The organism is Winogradskyella litoriviva, assembly GCF_013249065.1.
GTDB classification, from domain to species: Bacteria; Bacteroidota; Bacteroidia; order Flavobacteriales; family Flavobacteriaceae; genus Winogradskyella; species Winogradskyella litoriviva.
In genome coordinates this window covers 357,651-377,324 of record NZ_JABRWQ010000001.1, presented here as the reverse complement: position 1 = coordinate 377,324, position 19,674 = coordinate 357,651, and the positions used below count along the sequence as shown (strand labels likewise).

Here is a 19,674-nt window from a genome sequence, read left to right as displayed (position 1 = left end):
TTTTACCGCATTATTATTAAATTATAAATTAAGTGGGAAGTAAAAATAAACTAAAACGCTTTAAAGAAAACGAAACGTTTCATAATGTATATCAGCCATCAAGAGAAGAATTAGTAGATGCAACTTATAAGCTAAAAGGTAATTGGAGGAATGAAGTTTTTAAAAATAACAATCCTCTAATTTTAGAGTTAGGTTGTGGCAAAGGTGAATATACAGTTGGCTTGGCAAAGCGCTATCCTAACAAAAATTTTATAGGTATTGATATTAAAGGAGCTAGGTTTTGGAGAGGTGCAAAAACTGCAATTGAAGAGGATATTCCTAATGCTGCATTTATAAGAACTCAAATAGAACTTATAGAGTCAGTTTTTGAAGAAAATGAAGTTGATGAAATTTGGATAACATTTCCGGATCCTCAGATAAAATATCAACGGACTAAACATAGAATGACTAATCTGCAGTTTTTAGAGCGTTATAAAAAAGTATTAAAACCAAATGGTTTAATGCATTTAAAAACAGATAGTGAATTTATGCATGGCTATACTTTAGGATTATTACATGGTGCAGGTTATGAGGTATTGTATGCAAATCATAATGTGTATAAGTTAGAAGGAAGCCCAGAGGATGTGACTGAAATTCAAACCTTTTACGAAAACCAGTATTTAGACAAAGACAAAGCAATTACGTATATTAGATTCAAAATCAACTAAAATTTGAGTATTACTGTTATTTTCTTTCTAGGTTTTATTGTGGCTTTACTTGGCGTAATTCCTCCAGGATTGCTTAATATGACAGCTGCAAGAATTAGTCTTAAGGAAGGTGCAGGTCGTGGTATTATGTTTTCTACAGGTGTTTGTATAGTTGTATATATACAAACATATTTAGCAGCTATTTTTGCTAGGTATTTGTCTAGAAATCAAGATGTTGTTGAAATTCTTCAACGTGTAGCATTTGTTATATTTGTTCTTATTACAATTTATTTTTTAGTCTTAGCATCTAAGGAAAAAGAAACAAAAAAAGAGAAAGAAATTAAAAGTAAACACGGACGCTTATTACATGGCATGCTATTATCTGCATTAAATGTTTTTCCTATTCCTTACCAAGCGTACATGACTATAACTTTGGTGTCCTTTGGCTGGATGAATTTTGAAAAATTAAGCATCGTTACTTACGTCACAGGTGCCGCAACTGGTACATTTGCAACGTTATATTTTTACATATTCTTTTTTGATAAGATTAAAGACAAAAAAATCACCTCTCAAAAAAGTATGAATTTAAGTATAGGAATTATAACAGGTGTTGTAGCTCTTATTACATTTATAAATATTCTTAAAGAACTTTAAATGAAGCCAGAAACACTAGGTTTTTTTGAAAAAGTTTATGAGGTTGCCAAACAAATTCCGTATGGTAGAGTAACAAGTTATGGAGCCATAGCTAAATATCTAGGTGCTGGTAAAAGTGCCAGAATTGTTGGTTATGCTATGAACGGTTCTCACGGAAAGGATATACCAGCACACAGAGTAGTTAATAGAAAAGGCCTCTTAACAGGAAAACATCATTTTGAAGGCACTAACTTAATGCAACAACTATTAGAGAATGAAGGTGTTGAGGTTGTAGAAAATCAAATTCAAAATTTAGAATCTATTTTTTGGGATCCAGTTAAAGAATTGTAAGTGTCATTTTTGAGTATTACTTAATAAGTAGACTTCGCTCATTTTTGTTAAAAAATATAGAGACAGAATTATTATTTAAAATAGAAATCTAACCATTAAACAATTCAATTTAAGTACTTCAAAATATAAACTTTTAGCAGTATCTTTACGTTTAGAATTAATCTTAATAAGAGAATGTGAGATTATGCTATAGCCTCTATATTCTCAAGTCTTATAATAATATGAAATTAAACAAGCAAGACATACTCAACGCTCTTAAAACCATAACAGTACCTGGTGAAGGTGAGAATATGGTAGATAGTGGTGCGGTGACTAATGTGGTTACTTTTGCAGACGAAGTTATTGTAGATATAACCATAAAAAATCCGGCACTTCAAGCCAAGAAAAAAACAGAAGTAGATATTTTACAAACCATTCATAAAGAAGTTTATGAAAAGGCAAAAATAACTGTTAATGTAAAAGTTGATGCACCTGCAGCAGCAACAAATGAAATTAAAGGAAAAGCCATTCCGGGAATTCAAAATATAGTTGCAGTAGCTTCTGGTAAAGGTGGTGTTGGTAAATCTACAGTTACCGCAAACTTAGCAGTAACCTTATCTAAAATGGGATTTAAAGTTGGTGTTTTAGATGCTGATATTTACGGACCATCTATACCAATAATGTTCGATGTAGCTAATGAACGACCGTTATCTGTAACGATTGATGGAAAATCTAAAATGAAACCGGTAGAAAACTATGGAATAAAAATTTTATCTATAGGCTTTTTTACAAAACCAGATCAAGCAGTAATATGGAGAGGTCCAATGGCAGCGAAAGCATTAAACCAAATGATTTTTGATGCAGCTTGGGGAGAATTAGATTTTTTATTACTCGATTTACCTCCAGGTACTGGTGATATTCACCTAAGTCTTATGCAAGCTATGCCAATTACAGGAGCTGTAATTGTAAGTACACCACAAAATGTAGCATTAGCAGATGCAAAAAAAGGAGTAGCAATGTTTCAGCAAGATACTATTAATGTCCCTGTTTTAGGGATTATTGAGAATATGGCCTACTTTACACCTGCAGAACTTCCTGAAAATAAATATTATATATTTGGAAAAGAGGGAGCTAAGAATTTAGCAGAAGATTTAAAAGTTCCTTTTTTAGGCGAAATACCAATTGTACAAAGTATAAGGGAAGCGGGTGATGTTGGTAGACCAGCAGCATTACAAGATGCAACTCCTATTGAAAAAGCTTTTGAAAATTTAACAAAAGAAGTAGTACAAGAAGTAGTTAATAGAAATGAAGCTTTGCCTGCTACCGAAGCAATAAAAATTACAACAATGGCAGGTTGTTCTGCTGTAAAGAAATAGGAGATGAGCTCAGAAGAATTAAAAATTAATGTAGAAAAAGCATTGGATGAAATCCGTCCATTTCTGCAAAGTGATGGTGGTGATATTAACTTGTTATCTATTGAAGATGGTAAGTTTGTAAAAGTTCAGTTAGTAGGTGCGTGCACGTCTTGTAGCGTTAACCAAATGACTTTAAAATCTGGAGTAGAAATGACTATTAAAAAATACGCTCCCCAAATAGAAAAAGTTATTAATGTAGAATAATAGTTGCCACGTTTTTCACTTTTAATTTACATTGGTAGCTTAGTTTTTGATGAGAAGAAAATAAATACACCTACAGGGTTTCTATAACCTTGTAGGTTTTTAATAAATAAAAATGGAAGTAGTGATGGTTAGATTTCTACTTTCGCAAGATTGAAATGATTACAACAGATATACTTATTATTGGTGCAGGTCCAACAGGGCTATTTACAGTTTTTGAAGCTGGACTTTTAAAACTAAAATGCCATTTAATTGATGCCTTACCACAACCTGGAGGTCAATGTTCTGAGATTTATCCTAAAAAGCCTATTTACGATATTCCGGCTTATCCAGAGATTTTAGCTGGTGATTTAACTAATAAGTTAATGGAACAGTGCAAACAGTTTGAGCCTGGGTTTACACTTGGGGAACGTGCAGAAACAATTGAAAAACAAGAAGATGATACATTTATCGTTACCACTAATAAAGGGACAAAACATAAAGCACCTGTAATTGCTATTGCAGGAGGACTAGGCAGTTTTGAACCACGAAAACCATTGATTCATAACATTATTGATTTTGAAGATAAGGGAGTAGAGTACATCATTAAAGATCCTGAATTTTATAGAAATAAAAACGTAGTAATTGCAGGAGGAGGAGATTCTGCTTTAGATTGGAGTATCTATCTTAGTGAAATAGCTTCAGAGGTTACTTTAATACATAGGAGAAATGAGTTTAGAGGACATTTAGATTCTGTAGAAAAAGTTCAGGAATTAAAGAATAAAGGAAAAATAAATTTGGTTACACCTGCAGAAGTAATTGGTCTTGTTGGCGATTATGAGTTAAAGGCTGTCGTAGTAAAAGAATCGGATAATATTCATTTAGAAAAAGAATATGAGATTGAATGTGATCATTTTATTCCCTTGTTTGGATTATCGCCAAAACTAGGACCAATTGCAAATTGGGGACTAGAAATTGAAAAAAATGCAATTAAAGTTAATAATGCTTTAGATTATCAAACTAATATACCTGGAATTTTTGCCATTGGAGATGTTAATACTTATCCAGGGAAGTTGAAGTTGATTCTTTGTGGATTTCATGAGGCAACTATAATGTGTCAAGCCGCTTTTCAAATTATTAATCCAGGAAAGCGTAATGTATTAAAATACACAACAGTATCTGGGATTGATGGTTTTGACGGTACCAGAAAAGAAGCTCCTAAACAAGTAGTAAAAAAGATAAATTAATTATTTTTTTAGCATAATCACTTATAAATAAGGTTCTACAATAAGCAAAAAAGCATCTATTTCTTTACGAGATAGATGCTTTTAAACGTTTGAGCTGTTAATTACAGATTTCTATGCAGCTCTAATCGTTCCCATCGAGAATCTACTTCTTCTTGAGCTTGTTTAAGAAGTTCTGCTCCTAAATCAGCATTTTCTTTAGCAACTCTCGAGAAACGAGTTTCCGTATACATAAATTCCTCAAGTGGTGCAGATGGTGCCTTAGAATCTAGTTTAAACTTCTTACCTTTTGGTTTAGAAGGATCAAATCTAAATAATGGCCAGTAACCTGTTTTTACTGCTATATCTTGGTGAATGGCTCCATCTTTTAAATTATAACCATGGTCACCACAATGTGAGTAGGCAATGATTAATGATGGTCCATCGTAAGCTTCAGCTTCTTCAATTGCTTTGAGCGTTTGTAAATCTTTGGCTCCAATTGCTACTTGGGCAACATAAACATTATCATAAGAAACAGCTTGTAAGGCTAAGTTTTTCTTGCTGGTACGCTTACCAGACACGGCAAATTTTGCACTAGCACCTAATGGAGTTGCTTTAGACATTTGTCCTCCAGTATTAGAGTAGATTTCTGTGTCTAACACCATAATATTGATATTTTCTCCAGATGCTAATACGTGGTCAACGCCTCCATAACCAATATCATAAGCCCAACCGTCACCACCAAGAATCCAAACAGATTTTTTACGTAAGTATTCTGTTAGTTGTGATAGTTTTTTAGCTTCAGGTAAATCTATTGTTGCTAATTTAGCTTTAAGCTTATCAAGGTTTGCAAAGTTTTCTTCTTTCTCAGCCTCGGTTTTCTCAGGATTGTTTAAAATAGCATCAACTAATTCAGTTCCAACTTCTGCTTCTAAACCTTTTAATAGGTTTTCAGCAATTTCTTGTTTTTTAGTTAATCCCAATTTCATCCCCAAACCATATTCTGCATTATCTTCAAATAAAGAGTTTGCCCAAGCTGGTCCTCTACCAAATTTATTAGTTTTATATGGCGTAGTTGGTAGGTTACCACCATAAATAGATGAACAACCCGTTGCATTAGCTATTAAAATACTATCGCCATACAATTGAGTCAGTAACTTAATATAAGGTGTTTCACCACAACCAGAACATGCTCCAGAGAATTCAAATAAAGGTTCAAGGAATTGAGATCCTTTTACATTGGTAATATTTAATTCTGTTCTATCATAATCAGGAAGATCAATAAAAAAGTCCCAATTTGGATCTTGTGCATCTTCAACTTTAAGTTTACTGTGCATATTAATTGCTTTAAAGTCTGGATCAGCCTTACTTACGGCAGGACAAACTTCTACACAAAGGTCGCAACCTGTGCAATCTTGCGCAGATACTTGTAAAACATAGGATTCTTCATCTTTATTAAACGGTCTTCCAATTGCTGGAACAGATTTTAATGTAGAAGGTGCATTTACTAATTCTTCATTAGAAACCACTTTTGCTCTAATGGCTGCGTGAGGACAAATAACCACACATTTGTTACATTGGGTACAAATATCTTCACCATCCCAAACAGGCACTTTATCAGCAATACCACGTTTTTCAAATTGCGTAGTTCCTGTAGGGAAGGTTCCGTCAACCGTAAAGGCGCTAACAGGCAATTCATCTCCTGTTCCGGCCAATATTTTACCTAATACTTCTTTTACAAATGGGTCTGCATCACCAGACATCATAGGTTTCAATTTAGTAGTACTTGTTACTTGTTTTGGGTATTCTACCTTTTGAAGGTTTTCTAAAGATTTATCAACGGCATTAAAATTCATTTTAACAACGGCTTCTCCTTTTTTAGAATACGATTTTACGATAGCTTCTTTAATTTTTTGTATCGCTTCTTCTTTTGGTAACACACCAGAAATTGCAAAGAAACAGGTTTGTAGAACTGTATTGGTACGTTTACCTAATTTGGCTTCTTGAGCAACCTTAGTGGCATCAATAACATAAAAATCTAATTCGTTTTCAATAATTTCTTCTTGCATTTTTTTAGGAAGAACATCCCAAACGGTATCTTTATCAAATGGAGAATTTAATAAGAAAGTTCCACCTTTTTTTATGTTTTTAAGAATGTCATATTTTTCAATAAAATTAAATTGATGACAAGCAATAAAGTTTGCTTTATGAATTAAATAGGTTGAATATATTGGGTCTGGACCAAAACGTAAATGCGAAACGGTTTGCGCTCCTGCTTTTTTAGAATCGTAAACAAAATAACCTTGTACATAGTTATCTGTTGTTTCTCCAATTATTTTTATAGAGTTTTTGTTAGCACCAACAGTACCATCAGAACCTAAACCGTAGAACATGCAGTTAAATGTATTCTTAACTGTTTTTAGTCTGCTACCTAAATCTAAACTTCTAAAGGAGACATCATCATTTATACCTACTGTAAAGTGGTTTAAAGAATCTTTTCTATCCAATTCATCAAAAACCGCTTTAACCATTGCTGGGTCAAATTCTTTTGAAGAAAGACCATAACGTCCACCAATAACTTTTGGCATAGCTCTATCACTTTCTATAAAAGCAGTAACAACATCTTGATAAAGAGGTTCTCCTAAACTACCAGGTTCTTTTGTACGATCTAAAACAGCTACTTTTTTAACAGTCTCTGGTAAAGCATCTACAAAATGACTAATAGAGAATGGTCTGAATAATCGTACTATAATTGCGCCAACTTTTTCACCATTTTTAACCATGGTATCAACTGCTTCCATTACAGGACCTTGACCAGAACCCATAATTACTATTACTTTTTCTGCTTCGGGATGACCTACATAATAGAATAAACTGTATTTACGTCCTGTATGCTTATAAAATTCGTCCATAGTATTTTCAACAATACCAGGTACTTTATCATAATATAAATTTGCTGCTTCTCTAGCTTGGAAAAATACATCAGGGTTTTGCGAAGTACCTCTTATTACAGGATTGTCTGGATCTAATGATCTTTTTTTATGAGCCATTATATCTTCTTCAGGCATCATTTCTTTTATTATATCATCTGGAATACTATCTATTTTAGAAATCTCGTGAGAGGTTCTAAATCCATCAAAAATATTCATAAAAGGTATTCTAGACTTTAAAGTCGCTACCTGTGCAATTAAAGCCATATCTTGAGCTTCTTGAACAGATCCTCCAAACAACATTGAAAACCCAGTTTGTCTTGCCGCCATAACATCTGAATGATCACCAAAAATTGACAATGCATGTGTTGCAATTGTTCTTGCAGCTACATGAATTACTGATGGTAATAACTCTCCTGCCATTTTATACATGTTAGGAATCATTAATAACAAGCCTTGTGATGCTGTAAATGTAGTTGTTAAGGCACCTGCTTGTAATGACCCATGGACTGCTCCAGAAGCACCTCCTTCGCTTTGCATTTCTACAATTCTTGGGATGTTCTCCCAAATGTTTTTTTGTCCTTTTGAGCTATAAACATCTACGTGTTCGCCCATTGGTGATGCTGGAGTAATTGGATAGATTGCACAAACCTCATTGGTTTTATGTGCAACCCTTGCAACTGCCTCATTGGCATCACAAATTAGTTTTGGAAACTCTTTTTTCATAATGAAATATTAAAATTATGGCACTGAAAAAAAGAATTGCTTAATCGTTTAACCATTTTATTTCCAATGCTCCTGAAAAGATTTATAAAGTGTTCTAAAATTAAGTGGAATGTTGCTAGAATAATATGATAAATATCAGTAAATGAATCCTAAGACCTTTATTATTAGTATTGTTTGTTATTTATAGACACATAAAAAGCCAATCTATATAACAAAAAATCCACTCTTAATAATATAATTAAGAGTGGATATAAATTAGATGTTTTTTGAGATAGATGTAATTACTCAGCGTGCAACCAAGCTTTTTTCTTTAATAACTCTTCTTCTGATTCTACATGAGATTCATCAGGAATACAACAATCCACAGGACATACTGCGGCACATTGAGGTTCGTCATGAAAGCCTTTACATTCAGTACACTTCTCAGGAACGATATAGTAAAACTCATCTGAAATAGGATCATGTTGCTCATCGGCATCAATTTCTTCTCCATCTAAAGATGTTACCATACCGCTTAGTTCTGTTTCATCAGAATAAGCCCAATCTTGGTCTGGTTCGTAAATTGCATTGTTAGGACATTCTACTATGCATGCATCACAATTAATGCATTCATCCGTTATTATGATAGCCATAATTATATATTTTTTAGATAATAATGGATAAATTTAAATTATCTTAATAGCTTTTTATATGATAAAAATCATGTATCGTATTAAAAACAGAAACTATATTTGATATGGATTACTTCAATTTTTGATACTAAAATTTTTACGCTTAAAATTATGATTGCTGAAAAAAAAGAAATACAACCTAAAGCACTAGAAGCTGTTGTTATTAGATTTGTTGGTGATTCTGGTGATGGAATGCAATTAACAGGAACTCAATTTTCTGATACATCTGCGATGATTGGAAATGACGTTTCAACATTTCCTAATTACCCTTCAGAGATAAGAGCACCTCAAGGGAGTTTGTATGGTGTCTCAGGCTTTCAAGTTCATATTGGAAGTGTAGAAATTAGTACACCAGGTGATGATGTAGATTTATTGGTGGCTATGAATCCTGCAGGTTTAAAAACAAATCTTTATGCTGTAAAACCTGGTCATACTATAATAATAGATACAGATGCGTTTACAAAAAAGAATTTAGAAAAAGCAAAATATGAAACAAATCCGTTAGAGGATGGAAGTCTTGATAATTATAGGGTTATTGAAGTTGCCATTTCATCATTAACAAAAGAAGCTTTAAAAGATGTTGAAGGCTTAGATAATAAGAGTATAACGAGAAGCAAAAATATGTTCGCTTTAGGAATGGTATATTGGATGTATCATCGTTCTACGGAACATTCCATAGATTTTTTTAATAAGAAATTTGCCTCTAAACCACAATTAATTGAAGCAAATACTAAAGTGTTAAACGCAGGTTTTTATTTCGCAGAAACTTTAGAATTAATACCTAATGCCTATACTATTTCGCCAGCAAAAATGCCATCTGGAACCTACAGAATTATAAGTGGTAACACGGCAACGGCTTGGGGATTTTTAGCTGCTGCTGAAAAATCTGGTATCGAATTATTTTTAGGGTCTTACCCAATAACACCTGCTACGGATATATTACATGAATTGGTTAAGCATAAACATTTTGGAGTAAAAGCTTTTCAGGCAGAAGATGAAATTGCAGGTATAACTTCGGCTATTGGAGCATCCTTTGCTGGAGATTTAGCAATTACCACAACATCTGGCCCAGGTTTGGCTTTAAAAGGTGAAGCCTTAGGTTTAGCCATGATGGTAGAATTGCCTTTGGTGGTTGTAAATGTTCAAAGAGGAGGACCTTCAACTGGCTTGCCAACAAAAACAGAACAGTCCGATTTAATGCAAGCAATGTATGGCAGAAATGGTGAAAGTCCTGTGATTGTAATTGCTGCAGGTACACCTTCAGATTGTTTTAAATTTGCTTATGAAGCGGCTAAACTCGCTCTAGAACATATGACTCCTGTAATATTGTTAACCGATGGATATATTGCTAATGGTTCTGAGCCATGGTTAATAAAATCGGTTGCCGATATGCCAGCAATTAAAAATAATAGAATAATAGAAGTCAAAGAAAATTGGCATCCCTATGATAGAGATGCTAATACACTAGCTCGTGATTGGGCAGTACCAGGAACTTTTGGCTTAGAACATAGAATTGGTGGTTTAGAAAAAGATAAAATTACTGGAGATGTGTCTCATGTTCCGGAGAATCATGAATACATGACCAAAATTAGAGCAGAAAAAATAAAACGCGTAGAGAATTACATACCTGAATTAGAAACAGAATTTGCAGAATCTGGTGATTTATTGGTTGTTGGTTGGGGCGGAACTTATGGTAGTTTACACTCGGCAGTAAAACAATTAAATAGTGAAGGCTATGACAACATTGGTTATGCGCATTTTAATTATATAAATCCTTTACCAAAAAACACTGAGGCTATTTTAAATAAGTTTAAAAAAATTGTAGTGTGTGAACTAAATAATGGTCAGTTTGTAAATATTCTAAAAATGAATTTTAATATATGTGGTTTGTTACAATATAACAAAATCCAAGGCTTGCCATTTGGAAATACTGAACTTACTGAGAAATTTAAACAATTATTAAGCTAATTATGGAAGCAACTTTAGAAAAAAAATATACGTTTAAAGATTTTGCTAGCAATCAAGAAGTAAGATGGTGTCCAGGTTGTGATGACTATGTTATTTTAAGAGCCATGCAAAAAGCATTGCCAGAAATAGGTGTAAAAAAAGAAGATGTTGTCTTTATTTCTGGGATTGGTTGCTCATCTCGTTTTCCATATTATATGGATACTTATGGTATGCACGGAATTCACGGTAGAGCTCCTGCAATAGCTTCAGGTGTGAAGTTAGCTAACCCAGATTTAAGTGTTTGGGTGGTTACTGGTGATGGTGATTCTATGGCAATTGGAGGAAATCATTTTATTCATGTACTTCGAAGAAATATAGATTTAAACATTATAATGTTTAATAATGAAATATATGGTTTAACAAAAGGCCAGTTCTCGCCAACATCATTAGTCGGACAAAAAACTAAGTCATCTCCTTATGGAAATACACAACCGCCTTTTTCTCCAGGAGAATTAGCTTTAGGAGCTCAAGCACGATTTTTTGCAAGAATAGGTGGTAATACACCTAAAGAAATGACTCAAATGTTTATTGATGCCGAAAAATTTAATGGAACATCTTTAATTGAAATATTACAGAATTGTGTAATTTTTAATGATGGTTGCTTTACAAAATATACCGATAAAAAGGTTAGGGAAGATAAACAGTTATTTGTTGAAGACGGCAAACCCATGATTTTTGGAAAAGACAAGGATAAAGGTTTAGTACTAAATGGATTAAAGTTAGAGGTTGTTACAATTGGAGAAAATGGAATTACAGAACAAGATATTTTAGTACATAAGGCTAATGAGAAAGACCCAACATTGCATCAAATGTTGGTAAGATTAGAATATCCTTTGGTAACAGGCATCATAAGAAGATTTGATGATATTACTCTAGAGGAAAGAGAGGATGTTTTAACTAAAGAAGTACAAGCAAATTCAAAATTTAAGAAAACAGATGACCTCTTCTTTTCAGGAGAAATCTATGAGGTGAATTAATTTAGAGAAGTACCCTTTCTAAGTAATTATACCCATAGTGCGTTAGTGGCTTGGTTTTACATATTCAATATTATACTTTTTAAGTATTTTCTTTAAATAGTTTACACTTCCAATAACGCCTAAGTTTCCTTCTTGGCCAGAAACTATTCCAACTAAATAGCCATTTTTGTCAATTACAGGAGAACCGCTTCGTCCATGAGGTTGGGTGTCTGTTTTTAAATGTTTTGTATAAAAATAGTCACCGAGATTGTCAAAGCATTGAAGTTTTATTAATGCAGGTTTACTATTATCTTTTTGTTTAATTCCCCAACCAACCGCATAGACAACTTCATTCTTTTTAACGGGAGTAAATCTAATCTTAAGTGGGTATAGTTCAGAATTCGCGTCTTCAATCTCAAAAATAATCCAATCTCGTATTTTAAGGGTGTTAAACTCACCAATATTTTCACTTTGGTTTTTATTTATTAATCGCTTTATAGAAACGGTCTTTTCTTTTTTGTTTTTAGGATATAAATTCCAATATTTAAACTCGGGACCCAAATCAATATTACTCATTCCAAGTTGTTTTTCAAATACCATAAACAAGTGTTTGCATGATACTGCAACTGTATCAATACCTGTATTTATTAAAAATGAATTTGCAAAATCAGTATAAGTAGTATCTGTAAAACTAATAGTATTTGTTAAAGCAAAATCTGGCCATTGAGATACTGGTTTATTAATCCATGGCTCAGCATTAGTTATTTGAGGTTTATTATTACAACTGAAAGTAAATAATAAAAAAATGAATATTATTAATCCATATTTTCTCATTGTTGTAACGGTTATTTTTTTCGGTTGCAGACCTATTTTGGACTAGAATATCTATTATTCTATTTCTGTTTTAAACTAAAGCCGTAAATCCTAAAAAAGCTAGTGATAAAAGTCCTGCAACTAATAAATTAATAGGTACGCCTTTCATTCCTTCTGGAATATTAGCGAGTTCTAATTGTTCTCTAATACTAGCAAAAACAATTAAAGCTAATGCAAACCCAAGTGAGTTTGAAATTGCAAAAAATACAGCTTTTATTAAGCTACTATTTTCTAAGCCTAAAGCTAAAATAGCAACACCTAGAACGGCACAATTTGTAGTAATTAAAGGAAGAAACACACCTAATGCTTGATATAAAGGTGGACTCACTTTTTTAAGTATAATTTCTACCATTTGTACTAAAGCTGCAATGACTAAAATAAAAGTGATTGTTCTTAAATAATTTAATCCAGCAGGAACTAAAACATATTCATGTAATAAATAAGTTACTGTTGTAGCTATAGTCATCACAAAGAGTACTGCTCCAGACATACCAACAGATGTAGATACTTTGCTTGAGACACCTAAAAATGGGCAGATTCCTAAAAATTGTGACAATACAATATTGTTTACAAAAACAGCCGCTATTAGTATTAAAATATATTCCATGTCTTAATTTGTTTTAGATATTTTATTGAATAAAACAGATAGATATGCTAATGCAATAAAAGCACCTGGTGGTAAAATAAAAAGTAGTAATGTATTGGCATCTTCTGAAACGAAACGGAAATCAAATAAACTTCCACTTCCTAGTATTTCTCTAACCGCCCCTAAAGCTGTTAAAGCAATTGTAAAACCAATTCCCATGCCTAAAGCATCAACAATAGATGACAATAAGTTGTTTTTTGAAGCAAAAGCTTCTGCTCGACCTAAAATTAAACAGTTTACCACTATTAATGGAATGAAGATACCTAGTTGTTCAAATAAGAAAGGAATATAAGCCTCTAAAACCATCTCTACAATAGTAACAAAAGAAGCAATTATGATAATAAACGCAGGAATTCTAACCTTGCTTGGTATCTGAGATTTAATTAACGAAACAACTATGTTAGACATTAATAATACAAATAAAGTTGCAACTCCCATTCCTAGGCCATTAAACGCTGAAGAGGTGACGCCCAAAGTTGGACACATACCCAATAGCATCACAAAAACAGGATTATCCTTTATTATACCTTTAAAAAAGTTTTCCTTATGAGTTAAATTCTCTGCCATGATAACTAATTTTTTGATGAGTTTGTTTCTACAAATACATCGTAGGCCATTTGAGTAGCTTCTCCAAACGCACGAGTAGAAATAGTTGCTCCAGCTATTGCATCTACGTCACCACCATCTTTTGTTGGTTTTACATTAAATTCTGATGGCTTTTTACCTCTAAATTGTCTTATAAACTTTTCATCTTTCATTTTGGTTCCTAAACCAGGAGTTTCCTTTTGCTCAAGTACCACAATGTTTTTAATACTTTCATCAGGATTAAAGCCTACCATTATTTTTACCAAGCCACTATAGCCTTTTTCAGAGGAGCCAATGATTGCTGTTCCAATAGGTTGGTCGTTAAAGGTTGCTGCATAGACTTCAATACTGTCTTTAAATTTATCAGATTTAAACATTAAGACGTCTTCAACAGGATTGTTATTAAATTCTGGTAGTACTTGTTTTAAGGCGTTTACCTTTCTTTCTAGTTTTGCTTTTGCTTTTGGAGCTTTGGTGATATCATTTATAAAACCAAGGGATATACCTGCAACAATTGTAATTACAAAAAGAGCAATGGTCATATTTAAAAAAGTAGATTCTTTTTTACTCATAATTACATGATTTTTGATTTGATTTTATTGCCAAATCGTCTTGGTTTAAAATACTTATCTATTAGCGGTACAAAGGCATTCATAATTAAAATAGCAAATGACACACCTTCTGGGTAAGCTCCAAACAATCTTATAACTACGGTAATAACTGCAATCCCTATGGCAAAGATTACCATTCCTTTTTTTGTCATTGGGCTGGTGACTAAATCGGTTGCCATGTAAAAGGCTCCCAAAATAGCTCCACCCGATAAAAGATGAATTAATGGATTTGCATATTGCTCTGGATTAACTAACCAAAAAATACCAGTCATAACTCCCATTGTTACTAACATAGTAATTGGAATGTGCCAAGTAATCACTTTTCGTACTATTAAAAAGATGCCTCCTAAAAGCAATGCTAATGCAGACATTTCTCCAGCTGAACCACTGGTGATACCAATAAATAATTCCATGGTAGAAGGGAGTTGTTCACTAATAGTAGACATAGTTTCTCCATACATTAAACCTTCTTTAATGATACCTAAAGTAGTTTCGCCAGTTACAGCATCAACCAAAGTGAGGTTGTTTTCAACAGCAGTAGGCCATGAGGTCATTTGTACAGGGAAACAAACCAATAAGAATACACGACCAATAAGTGCTGGATTAAAAATGTTATAACCTAAACCACCAAAGGATAATTTTGCAACACCTATAGCTATTAAAGCACCAATTATAATCATCCAAATGGGTAAGTTTGATGGTAAGTTAAATGCCAATAAAATACCGGTTATTAATGCAGAGCCATCTGTTATTGTAACCTTTGTTTTTAGTAGATATTTTTGAATGATATATTCGAATACTAAACATGAAATAACTGCAACCGAAGTAAGGATTAAAGCACTTATACCGAAAACATAAATGGATACTAAAAACGCAGGAATTAATGCATAAAGCACATCATACATAACTTTTTTTGAAGTTCTAGCAGAATGTACATGTGGTGAGGCTGAAATAATTATTGGATCTGCCATATTAATTTTTTGCAGTGTTTAATTTTTTAATAATACTTTTTCCAAACCTTATATAATCTAGCAAAGGTCTGTGTGAAGGGCAAACATAACTGCAAGAGCCACATTCAATGCACGTCATGGCATCTTCAGATGCTAATCTTTCATACAAGCCTTTCTCCGATAAATTCATTAGCAAATGTGGTTCTAATCCCATTGGACAGACAAATACGCATTGACCACATCGAATACAGTTTTTAGCCTCTTGTCTGCTGGCTTCATTTTCAGAAATAAGTAAAATTCCAGATGTACCTTTAGTAACAGGTACATCAGTATTTTTTATGGCTTTTCCCATCATTGGTCCACCATTTACTATTTTTCTGGTGCCTTCTGGCATGCCACCAACTTCTTCAACTAAATCTTTAATTGGTGTCCCTATTTTCACCCAAAAATTAGAAGCATTTTCTATGTTTTTTCCTGTAACTGTTACAACGCGTTCAATTAATGGTCGATTGTATTGTACGGCTTGGTAAATAGCAAAAATGGTTCCTACGTTGTGCACAATTACACCAACATCCATCGGTAATCCGCCTTTTGGAACTTCACGTTTTAAAATGGCTTTAATCAATTGTTTTTCACTGCCTTGAGGATACTTTACTTGTAATGCGGCAACTTTAATTCTTTTATCAGATTGCGCTGCTTGTTTTAATACTTTTATAGCATCTTTTTTATTGTTCTCAATACCAATAACAGCTTCATTAATATGTAAAGCGTGCATTAAAATTTGGATTCCAACAATAATCTCATCTGCTTTTTCAAGCATTAATCTATGGTCAGCGGTTAAATAAGGCTCGCATTCAACACCATTAATAATCAAACAATCAACTTTGTTATCGTTTTTAAGGTCTAGTTTTACATGCGAAGGGAAAGTTGCTCCACCAAGACCTACAATGCCAGAATTGGTTATGTGTTGCAAAATATCTTTTTGATCCATAGTGATTTCCTTCTTAAGAGGGAAAACTGGTTCTTCAAAATTAGTTTCGTTTTTTTGATCGGTTCTAATAACAATGCATTGTTTTTTATAGCCACTTGTATCAACGATCATGTCTAGTTTTGTAACGGTACCAGCAATAGGAGAATGAATGTTAGAGGATACAAATCCGCCAGACTTGGCTATTACCTGTCCGATTTCAACTTTATCTTTTTTGTCTACAATTATTTCAGAAGGAATTCCAATATGTTGGGCAATAGGAACATAGACAACCTTAGGTATTGGCATTTTTTTAATCGCTTTTGAAGACGTTATTTTGTTCTCTTCAGGATGAATACCACCTTTTGGAAATGTTTTAAGCATCTGCTGGTTTTTTTTCTGATTCTACATTCGCTTTAACACTGGCTACTTTTGCTACTTTTGGTTTTTCTTCTTTAGGTTTTCTTATCTTTTTTGGTGGGAAATTTGTTTCTATGATAGAATGTGTTGGGCAGACTTCTACGCATTTTCTGCACAGTGTGCATGTAACTGGATCAATATAGGCTAAATTATTATCCATTGTAATGGCATCTTTTGGACAAACATCTTCACATTTAGAACAGCCAATACAAGCAACATCGCAAGCTTTCTTTGCAATTCCGCCTTTATCTTGGTTTAGGCATCCAACAAATATTTTTAAATCTCTTTTATTACGTGGACGCATTTCTATGATGTCCCTTGGACATGCTTTTACACAAGCTCCACAAGACGTACATTTATCTGTAATAATTACTGGTAAACCTGTGTTTTCGTCCATATACATAGCATCAAAATCACATACAGCAACACAATCACCATCGCCTAAGCAACCATATTGGCAGTCGGTTTCTCCTCCGTAAACCATAGAGGAAATGGCACATGTTCTTGGTCCTTGATATAAGGTGGTCTTTGGCCTAACTTCACAACTACCTTGGCAAAGCAATACTGCAACTGTTGGGTCTTTTTCTGCAACTTCTTTACCTAAAATTGCAGAAACTTGCTTCATAACATCATTGCCTCCTACCGGACAAAATAGCTCGGAGATATCATCTGAGTTAACTAACTTTTCTGCAAAAGCTTTACATCCTGGAGAACCGCAACCACCACAATTGGCTGCTGGCAGTATTTCATCAACTTCGCCTATTAAAGGGTTTTCATAAACGTAAAACTTTTTAGAAACTATGTATAAAACAATGGCTGCAATCACTCCTAAGGAGACTAATAATAAAGCACTGTATAAGACCGAATCTGACATACTATTATATTTTTAATATGTAGGTTTTAAAGGTACTTTTTAGCGTATTTTTTAATAAATAGAGAATGAAGTAATATGGCACTAAGATAGCTAGTGATATTAATCCAGATAACCACTCTTCTAAAAAACTTGAGGCTAGTATTAGTGTGGTAAACATTAAAGCAAAAGGAAATACATATGCCCAAAAAACAGCTTTTAGGCCTAATGCTTTTTTTAAAATTACATCTACGCGTTCATTAATTTTAAATACATTAGAGGAGTTAGGTACTTCTATTTTTTTTGTACTCGAATCTGAAACGCCACAAGTTCCTTTAACATGGCAAGCTTCACAATGAATATTTGGTTCTAAAGTAACCACAACAGAGTCTTTGTTTATTTCAGAAATGAAACCTGCATGAACAAAAGTATCGTTATTTTTTTGCGGTGAACCCATAGTAAGTACGCATTTACACATAAGTGAATAACGAATTTAATTAATTAGGATTCGGAATTATATGATTAATATCAGGTTTTAAAATATGACTCAGTTCCGTACTAAGTAGCAACAATCTGTTTAAGGTTTGTTAAATAAGCATAGATTGTCTTTTTTTAATCTTATTCACTTATTTTTGCGGCTAAGTTTTTTTGGAAAGGTGGATATTAAAATAAAAATTACGGATAGAGAAGGTGTCTCGCACGCGGTATTAGCACCTACAGATATGGCAATGAACTTAATGGAAGTAGTGAGGTCCTATGAACTAGCTCCAGAAGGTACAATTGGTGTATGTGGCGGAATGGCAATGTGCGCATCATGCCAATGTTATATTTTAAGTAATACCGATTTACCAGAAATATTAGATGATGAAGAAGCAATGCTATCTGAAGCTTTTTACGTTAAAGATAATAGTCGTTTAGGTTGCCAAATTCAAATAACACCAGAAATGGACGGTTTGGAGGTTGAGTTAGCTCCTGAGTCATAAGAAGTGAAGTTTATTTAAGGCAGTGCTAAATAATATATTTGGCTTTTTGTTCAGATAAAACAGATTACTTCGCTCTAATAAACTCATTTACGTGGTTTTATAATCTGCCAAACGCGTAGGTCCTTCTAACAAAAATCGATCAATTTTTAAGGTGCCGTCTTCTGTAGTTACAATTTGCCATTTAATTAATGAAATTGCTCCATTTTCAATTTCGAGACCAGTTATACTTCTTGGGTGTACACAGCTGCCATCATTAAAATAAGCAATGTCTCCAGGTTCTGGAAAACGTGGTCTATGCGTATGTCCTACAATAGTTATTAGATTGTTGTTTTCTGAAATCCATCGCTTTGTGCGACGCTCTATTTTAATAAGTTCTGTATAGTTTTTTGCAGGACTTGTAGGATCTGCTATACCCATAACATTTAAAGGTTTCCATAATATTCTAACCATAAATCGGCTCCATTTCCAAAAGAGGTAATTCCACCAGTCGGCTTGGTGACCATGAGTTAAAAATAATTCTTGCTCAGTTTCAGAATGTTTTAAAATGATACCTTCATGGTATTTTATATCGCAAAATAGGTCTTCATTGGTTGCTGTTTTAGGATCAAAAAATGTAGATAAATGCTTTTCGACATATTTGGGATCGCGATACACCATATCGTGGTTACCCCAAATCATGTGCAGTCGTTCTTCATCATGAAATTGCTTCATGAGCATATAGACATTTTTATGTGCATAGAAAATAGATTCAAACGATAGATTTTCCCATAGTTCATCTCCATCACCAAGTTCACAATACTGAAATCCTTCGTTATAATAATGAGTTAAGGCATGGAAATAAATGTTTCTGTTGTTAGCAAAATCGTCAGCGAAACTATTGTCTCCACGATGGCAGTCACTAAAAAGTATAAATTTTGAAGCATCATTAATTGTAATGCGTTGGGCATTTTTGTATGCTCTATCTAATCTATTTTTTGAAGACATGGATTTACTTTCAACTAAAATAAGCAGAAAATTATTACAGTTAAGATA

20 protein-coding genes are annotated in these 19,674 nt (G+C 33.3%); 9 read left to right on the top strand and 11 right to left on the bottom strand.

What is annotated here, in order from left to right:
- Positions 1-32: 32 nt before the first annotated feature.
- The 6 genes from trmB (at position 33) to HNV10_RS01510 (ending at position 4,491) form a co-directional block, all read left to right on the top strand.
- Positions 33-707 carry a tRNA (guanosine(46)-N7)-methyltransferase TrmB gene (trmB, locus tag HNV10_RS01535; RefSeq protein ID WP_173299567.1) on the top strand — a complete coding sequence of 225 codons (675 nt, stop codon included), beginning with the start codon at positions 33-35 and terminating at the stop codon, positions 705-707.
- A 3-nt stretch (positions 708-710) separates the two neighbouring features.
- Positions 711-1,340 (top strand): LysE family transporter, encoded by a 630-nt coding sequence (locus tag HNV10_RS01530; protein WP_173299566.1) that lies wholly within the window; start codon positions 711-713, stop codon positions 1,338-1,340.
- Positions 1,341-1,670 (top strand): MGMT family protein, encoded by a 330-nt coding sequence (locus HNV10_RS01525; protein ID WP_173299565.1) that lies wholly within the window; start codon positions 1,341-1,343, stop codon positions 1,668-1,670.
- A 221-nt stretch (positions 1,671-1,891) separates the two neighbouring features.
- Positions 1,892-3,025: an Mrp/NBP35 family ATP-binding protein gene (locus HNV10_RS01520; RefSeq protein ID WP_173299564.1), complete on the top strand. Its 1,134-nt coding sequence runs from the start codon at positions 1,892-1,894 to the stop codon at positions 3,023-3,025.
- A 3-nt stretch (positions 3,026-3,028) separates the two neighbouring features.
- On the top strand, positions 3,029-3,268 hold the full coding sequence (locus tag HNV10_RS01515; RefSeq protein WP_173299563.1) for a NifU family protein: 240 nt from the start codon (positions 3,029-3,031) through the stop codon (positions 3,266-3,268).
- A 155-nt stretch (positions 3,269-3,423) separates the two neighbouring features.
- Positions 3,424-4,491 carry an NAD(P)/FAD-dependent oxidoreductase gene (locus HNV10_RS01510; protein ID WP_173299562.1) on the top strand — a complete coding sequence of 356 codons (1,068 nt, stop codon included), beginning with the start codon at positions 3,424-3,426 and terminating at the stop codon, positions 4,489-4,491.
- Between the two features lie 101 nt (positions 4,492-4,592).
- On the opposite strand, the gene nifJ is transcribed toward HNV10_RS01510, so the two are convergent.
- The gene (nifJ, locus tag HNV10_RS01505) at positions 4,593-8,123 is read right to left on the bottom strand and encodes a pyruvate:ferredoxin (flavodoxin) oxidoreductase (RefSeq protein WP_173299561.1); all 3,531 of its coding nucleotides are present in this window, start codon (positions 8,121-8,123) and stop codon (positions 4,593-4,595) included.
- A gap of 281 nt (positions 8,124-8,404) precedes the next feature.
- Positions 8,405-8,755 (bottom strand): 4Fe-4S dicluster domain-containing protein, encoded by a 351-nt coding sequence (locus tag HNV10_RS01500; RefSeq protein ID WP_173299560.1) that lies wholly within the window; start codon positions 8,753-8,755, stop codon positions 8,405-8,407.
- 150 nt (positions 8,756-8,905) lie between these two features.
- On the opposite strand from HNV10_RS01500, the gene HNV10_RS01495 reads away from it, so the two are divergent.
- Positions 8,906-10,762: a 2-oxoacid:acceptor oxidoreductase subunit alpha gene (locus tag HNV10_RS01495; RefSeq protein WP_173299559.1), complete on the top strand. Its 1,857-nt coding sequence runs from the start codon at positions 8,906-8,908 to the stop codon at positions 10,760-10,762.
- Positions 10,763-10,764: 2 nt separating this feature from the next.
- Positions 10,765-11,778: a 2-oxoacid:ferredoxin oxidoreductase subunit beta gene (locus tag HNV10_RS01490; protein ID WP_173299558.1), complete on the top strand. Its 1,014-nt coding sequence runs from the start codon at positions 10,765-10,767 to the stop codon at positions 11,776-11,778.
- A 42-nt stretch (positions 11,779-11,820) separates the two neighbouring features.
- Here the strand turns inward: HNV10_RS01490 and HNV10_RS01485 are convergent, their stop codons facing one another.
- The 8 genes from HNV10_RS01485 to HNV10_RS01450 all read right to left on the bottom strand — a co-directional run bounded on the left by HNV10_RS01485 (position 11,821) and on the right by HNV10_RS01450 (position 18,116).
- Positions 11,821-12,591: a trypsin-like peptidase domain-containing protein gene (locus tag HNV10_RS01485; RefSeq protein WP_173299557.1), complete on the bottom strand. Its 771-nt coding sequence runs from the start codon at positions 12,589-12,591 to the stop codon at positions 11,821-11,823.
- Between the two features lie 70 nt (positions 12,592-12,661).
- Positions 12,662-13,237, bottom strand: coding sequence for an electron transport complex protein RnfA (locus HNV10_RS01480; RefSeq protein ID WP_173299556.1), 576 nt, complete (start codon positions 13,235-13,237; stop codon positions 12,662-12,664).
- Between the two features lie 3 nt (positions 13,238-13,240).
- A complete protein-coding gene (locus HNV10_RS01475; protein ID WP_173299555.1) occupies positions 13,241-13,843 on the bottom strand; it encodes an RnfABCDGE type electron transport complex subunit E in 603 nt (200 codons plus the stop codon).
- Positions 13,844-13,848: 5 nt separating this feature from the next.
- Positions 13,849-14,433, bottom strand: coding sequence for an RnfABCDGE type electron transport complex subunit G (locus tag HNV10_RS01470; RefSeq protein ID WP_173299554.1), 585 nt, complete (start codon positions 14,431-14,433; stop codon positions 13,849-13,851).
- Between the two features lie 2 nt (positions 14,434-14,435).
- Positions 14,436-15,443, bottom strand: coding sequence for an RnfABCDGE type electron transport complex subunit D (locus tag HNV10_RS01465; RefSeq protein WP_173299553.1), 1,008 nt, complete (start codon positions 15,441-15,443; stop codon positions 14,436-14,438).
- Position 15,444: 1 nt separating this feature from the next.
- The gene (rsxC, locus tag HNV10_RS01460) at positions 15,445-16,773 is read right to left on the bottom strand and encodes an electron transport complex subunit RsxC (RefSeq protein ID WP_173299552.1); all 1,329 of its coding nucleotides are present in this window, start codon (positions 16,771-16,773) and stop codon (positions 15,445-15,447) included.
- Entirely contained in the window at positions 16,766-17,683 is a 918-nt protein-coding gene (locus HNV10_RS01455) for a Fe-S cluster domain-containing protein (protein ID WP_173299551.1), read from the bottom strand. The genes rsxC and HNV10_RS01455 overlap by 8 nt, the downstream gene beginning before the upstream one ends.
- A 4-nt stretch (positions 17,684-17,687) precedes the next feature.
- Positions 17,688-18,116 carry a SoxR reducing system RseC family protein gene (locus HNV10_RS01450; RefSeq protein WP_173299550.1) on the bottom strand — a complete coding sequence of 143 codons (429 nt, stop codon included), beginning with the start codon at positions 18,114-18,116 and terminating at the stop codon, positions 17,688-17,690.
- Positions 18,117-18,315: 199 nt separating this feature from the next.
- Between HNV10_RS01450 and HNV10_RS01445 the strand changes: the two genes are divergently transcribed.
- Complete coding sequence (locus HNV10_RS01445) at positions 18,316-18,642, top strand: 2Fe-2S iron-sulfur cluster-binding family protein (protein WP_173299549.1); 327 nt, start codon at positions 18,316-18,318, stop codon at positions 18,640-18,642.
- 87 nt (positions 18,643-18,729) lie between these two features.
- On the opposite strand, the gene HNV10_RS01440 is transcribed toward HNV10_RS01445, so the two are convergent.
- The gene (locus tag HNV10_RS01440) at positions 18,730-19,626 is read right to left on the bottom strand and encodes a metallophosphoesterase family protein (protein WP_173299548.1); all 897 of its coding nucleotides are present in this window, start codon (positions 19,624-19,626) and stop codon (positions 18,730-18,732) included.
- Positions 19,627-19,674: the final 48 nt, after the last annotated feature.

What these genes read in the sequence shown, in the direction of transcription:
- HNV10_RS01485 (WP_173299557.1), bottom strand. Translation starts at nt 12,591, where the DNA reads ATGAGAAAATATGGATTAATAATATTCATTTTTTTATTATTTACTTTC.
- HNV10_RS01495 (WP_173299559.1), top strand. Translation starts at nt 8,906, where the DNA reads ATGATTGCTGAAAAAAAAGAAATACAACCTAAAGCACTAGAAGCTGTT.
- HNV10_RS01440 (WP_173299548.1), bottom strand. Translation starts at nt 19,626, where the DNA reads ATGTCTTCAAAAAATAGATTAGATAGAGCATACAAAAATGCCCAACGC.
- HNV10_RS01450 (WP_173299550.1), bottom strand. Translation starts at nt 18,116, where the DNA reads ATGGGTTCACCGCAAAAAAATAACGATACTTTTGTTCATGCAGGTTTC.
- HNV10_RS01465 (WP_173299553.1), bottom strand. Translation starts at nt 15,443, where the DNA reads ATGGCAGATCCAATAATTATTTCAGCCTCACCACATGTACATTCTGCT.
- HNV10_RS01500 (WP_173299560.1), bottom strand. Translation starts at nt 8,755, where the DNA reads ATGGCTATCATAATAACGGATGAATGCATTAATTGTGATGCATGCATA.
- HNV10_RS01480 (WP_173299556.1), bottom strand. Translation starts at nt 13,237, where the DNA reads ATGGAATATATTTTAATACTAATAGCGGCTGTTTTTGTAAACAATATT.
- HNV10_RS01515 (WP_173299563.1), top strand. Translation starts at nt 3,029, where the DNA reads ATGAGCTCAGAAGAATTAAAAATTAATGTAGAAAAAGCATTGGATGAA.
- rsxC (WP_173299552.1), bottom strand. Translation starts at nt 16,773, where the DNA reads ATGCTTAAAACATTTCCAAAAGGTGGTATTCATCCTGAAGAGAACAAA.
- HNV10_RS01525 (WP_173299565.1), top strand. Translation starts at nt 1,341, where the DNA reads ATGAAGCCAGAAACACTAGGTTTTTTTGAAAAAGTTTATGAGGTTGCC.
- HNV10_RS01510 (WP_173299562.1), top strand. Translation starts at nt 3,424, where the DNA reads ATGATTACAACAGATATACTTATTATTGGTGCAGGTCCAACAGGGCTA.
- HNV10_RS01475 (WP_173299555.1), bottom strand. Translation starts at nt 13,843, where the DNA reads ATGGCAGAGAATTTAACTCATAAGGAAAACTTTTTTAAAGGTATAATA.
- HNV10_RS01490 (WP_173299558.1), top strand. Translation starts at nt 10,765, where the DNA reads ATGGAAGCAACTTTAGAAAAAAAATATACGTTTAAAGATTTTGCTAGC.
- HNV10_RS01455 (WP_173299551.1), bottom strand. Translation starts at nt 17,683, where the DNA reads ATGTCAGATTCGGTCTTATACAGTGCTTTATTATTAGTCTCCTTAGGA.
- nifJ (WP_173299561.1), bottom strand. Translation starts at nt 8,123, where the DNA reads ATGAAAAAAGAGTTTCCAAAACTAATTTGTGATGCCAATGAGGCAGTT.
- HNV10_RS01470 (WP_173299554.1), bottom strand. Translation starts at nt 14,433, where the DNA reads ATGAGTAAAAAAGAATCTACTTTTTTAAATATGACCATTGCTCTTTTT.
- HNV10_RS01520 (WP_173299564.1), top strand. Translation starts at nt 1,892, where the DNA reads ATGAAATTAAACAAGCAAGACATACTCAACGCTCTTAAAACCATAACA.